Consider the following 3,178-nt stretch of genomic DNA (forward strand, 5'->3'; position numbering starts at 1 on the left):
AAAGTTATTAAATTGGAAAGTTTAAAAGTATGATGTTATATACTAATGATATTCAACTAACATTGGAAAGAACCAAATCATAAGTATAAAATACACCAGGTATTCCTTGTTTGAAATTTCTTTCTAATAAATTAGGAACTACTCGATGCTCTTTAGTTGCTTTAGCCATCTTACGATAAGGATTAGTTTTTCTTACAGGACATTTAATATCGTATTTTCTCATGATTCGTTGAATTTTCTTTCTGCTATAAACAATAGAATACTCACCTTCTAAAACCATTTTTATTGAACGTGATCCTTTCTTATAACCCCTATAATTCATAGCTTTTAAAATATTTTCTTTAGCTTCTAAATCTTTATCTTCAATAATTTTCTGATTATCTAAAGTATTTAAATAATTATAATATTCCGAACGTGAAACGTTTAAGAGGTCGCAAAAGTATGAAACCATGTTCTTAAAATTGTTTTTGACAATGGTTTCATTTATTAATTTAAATACTTCCTTACTTTTTAGATTTATGCAGCTGTTTACCAGCCTCCTTTCTGTTACGTCTAATTTTTTTAACAGTTCTACCTGCTCTTCTAATAGTTTAATTCTAGCTTCTTGCTTTGAAATGATGTCATCTTTCGAGAGAACTTTATCAATAGGTCTTCCTGAGTTTTCTTTTCTTGTATCACGTAAACCTATAATTCCATCACGATTGTAAGCTTTTAGCCATCTAGCTGCCGCTTGCTCGTAACGTTTAACACCAAGTATTTTGATATCAAATCCAGCTTCTTCAAAAATTGTTCTAGGAAGCTTTCCTTTTAAATATTCATCTATAAAAAATCGCTTAAACTCGTCAGAGTAAGTTATAGACTTTTCGCTAACTCTAACAACATATGGATTTTGCTTAAGTAATTCAATAGCTCTTTTATCAAATGTTATTTTACTCATGTTTTTTCCTCCAAGATAGATATTAATATTATACATAAAAAGTACCTATAAACCAGACACTTTTTTTCTAGTGTCCTGTTTATAGGTACCATTTTAGATAGCCTTTCCTTTTTCTTTTATATCCTCACGCTGTATTCTTTTATTCTAACAATATTTTTTATCTAACTCTTTATTTTACCCTATCAACTTAGCTCTCCCACTTTACAAAAATAAACATCTTAGCTCCTCTCTCAAGCACTTCTACCTTCAAAAAGTCCAATATATCTGAAGAAACCTTTAAAAAAGCAACCTCACGCTCTTCCAATTTTATTGAATTCAAATAAGAAACAATAAACTCTTTAAATACTTTTTTCTCATCATCCTTAAGCTTACTATATCCCTCAACTTGATTTGGCTTAATTCCATGTATAAAAAATGCATCATCTAATGTTTGCAATTGATAATCCAATAATCCTCTTTCCTTATATAACCTCTGCATTTTTAATTTATCTATCATCCTCTTCATCCTTTACTTATTACATAATTTAAAATTATTATCTTTATTCTTAGGAATAGTAACTATATAGCTACTGCACATCTCATATACTCTTGAGCCTATCCCCTCATCTATTTCTAGAATCTCTTCTATTGTCATTTCACTACTTACCATGATTGGCTTATAGTTTACATATCTATAATTAACAATCTCAAATAAAATATTAATGTCTGCTACCGTAACCTTACCTTTATATAAATCATCAATCATGAGCAATTCACACATCTTATATCTATCTAATGTACTTCTATAATAATTTTCATCCTTTATGTTTATCTTTAAATTAGTAAGTGCTTCTCTATAAGGCATATATATAACCTTTATTCCTGTATTAATGAGATTAATGGCAACAGCAACAGCTATGTGAGTCTTTCCTCCTCCTGGTTGCCCTGAAAGTAAAAGACTGTTCTGCCTTGAATTCTTTATCTTATTAAAATCATTAAAATAAGCTATTGCTGTTTCTTTAAGAGCTTTAGAAAACTTATTCCATATACTAAAATTACTAAAAGTTAGATTAATTGAATCAAGATTCATACCTGATGATTTCCACTGCTGCTTTAACTTTTCCTTTTCTCTACATTGACAGCTGACCGCATAGCTTGTCCCATCTTCATGCTTCTTTAAAATCCATCCTGTATCTTTACACTTATCACATTTATATAAGCTTTTTTGCATTCTCCCTTTCTTCATCTGTAAGCTCTCTTGCATTTTGTGATTCAATTCCTTTAAATTTTGAACCATCTCCATCAAGTCCAGATTCAACTTTCACAACCTCCTTAGATGGATAACCTTCCTTTCTCCAATTACGAAGTATTCCATTAATATAATTCATACTAAAAACATTAGTTTCTAAAGCCTTATCTATTGCCATCTTAACATGTTCCTCACCATGCTCTTTGGATGCAACATTTAAAGCACCTATGTTAAGTCCACCCATTCTCCCTGTCATTTTTTCAAAGTAGCATAGCAGTCTAAAGCCAGCCTCTTCACCATTACCTAAAGCACTTATCTGTACAGCTTGTACATTTATGCCGCCATCATTTAATTTTTCATCTTTTGTATTCTTTTCTCTATTCTCATCTAAATTCTTATCTTGATCTAATCTTATTTCTTTCTCTTCATCTACTTCTAAATCTTCTTTATTCTTATTTTTCTCTTTCTCTTTCTGTTCCGTTACTGTAACGTTACTTTTTGTTACATTAGCCTTTTCTTCTTTCTTACGTTCCCTGCACTTTGCAACTCTCTTTCTAGTCTGCTCTCTTATTCGCTCCACACCTTCAACATTCTGATACTTCTCCCAATTAACAATCTTTATCTCTTTATTCTCTTCTATATTTATCATCTTAAAATTTTCAAGCACACTTAATGCAAGTCTTATTGAATTTATGTTTCTATTAAATAAAGTTGAAAGCATTTCTTCTGTATATGGTATCTGATCACTTAAGTATATAAATCCGTTTGCATTAGTTTTTCCCGCCTGCACTAAGAGTCTCATCCACACATAATGGATAGTATCTCTCTCTGGCATTGCATCTATAAGCCTTATCTTTTCATTATCAAACATATCTGTAGTTATCTTTATCCACTTAATATCACTCATTACTTTACTCTTCCCCTTGTATAATCTAGTTGTAACATTTGATAGAAAACTATTTACTATTCTAACGAACATTACATGTCTAAATTGATATTAATTTTCTTATCTA

The 3,178-nt window shown here is 30.2% G+C and carries 4 protein-coding genes; all 4 read right to left on the reverse strand.

Features of this window, described 5'->3' with window-relative positions; translation table 11 throughout:
- Positions 1-52: 52 nt before the first annotated feature.
- On the reverse strand, positions 53-937 hold the full coding sequence (locus BM384_RS16330; RefSeq protein ID WP_242946091.1) for an HTH domain-containing protein: 885 nt from the start codon (positions 935-937) through the stop codon (positions 53-55).
- A gap of 187 nt (positions 938-1,124) precedes the next feature.
- Positions 1,125-1,433 carry a hypothetical protein gene (locus tag BM384_RS16335; protein ID WP_090015221.1) on the reverse strand — a complete coding sequence of 103 codons (309 nt, stop codon included), beginning with the start codon at positions 1,431-1,433 and terminating at the stop codon, positions 1,125-1,127.
- A 12-nt stretch (positions 1,434-1,445) separates the two neighbouring features.
- On the reverse strand, positions 1,446-2,162 hold the full coding sequence (locus tag BM384_RS16340) for an ATP-binding protein (RefSeq protein WP_242946092.1): 717 nt from the start codon (positions 2,160-2,162) through the stop codon (positions 1,446-1,448).
- Positions 2,128-3,072, reverse strand: a complete 945-nt coding sequence (locus BM384_RS16345; protein WP_090015225.1) for a phage replisome organizer N-terminal domain-containing protein — start codon at positions 3,070-3,072, stop codon at positions 2,128-2,130. The genes BM384_RS16340 and BM384_RS16345 overlap by 35 nt, the downstream gene beginning before the upstream one ends.
- Positions 3,073-3,178 lie beyond the last annotated feature (106 nt).

The sequence above is a fragment of the Clostridium sp. DSM 8431 genome (assembly GCF_900116755.1).
Lineage (GTDB): Bacteria > Bacillota > Clostridia > Clostridiales > Clostridiaceae > Clostridium.

Excerpts from the sequence above, each read along its gene's own strand:
- BM384_RS16330 (WP_242946091.1), bottom strand. The coding sequence starts at position 937 with ATGAGTAAAATAACATTTGATAAAAGAGCTATTGAATTACTTAAGCAA.
- BM384_RS16335 (WP_090015221.1), bottom strand. The coding sequence starts at position 1,433 with ATGATAGATAAATTAAAAATGCAGAGGTTATATAAGGAAAGAGGATTA.
- BM384_RS16340 (WP_242946092.1), bottom strand. The coding sequence starts at position 2,162 with ATGAAGAAAGGGAGAATGCAAAAAAGCTTATATAAATGTGATAAGTGT.
- BM384_RS16345 (WP_090015225.1), bottom strand. The coding sequence starts at position 3,072 with ATGAGTGATATTAAGTGGATAAAGATAACTACAGATATGTTTGATAAT.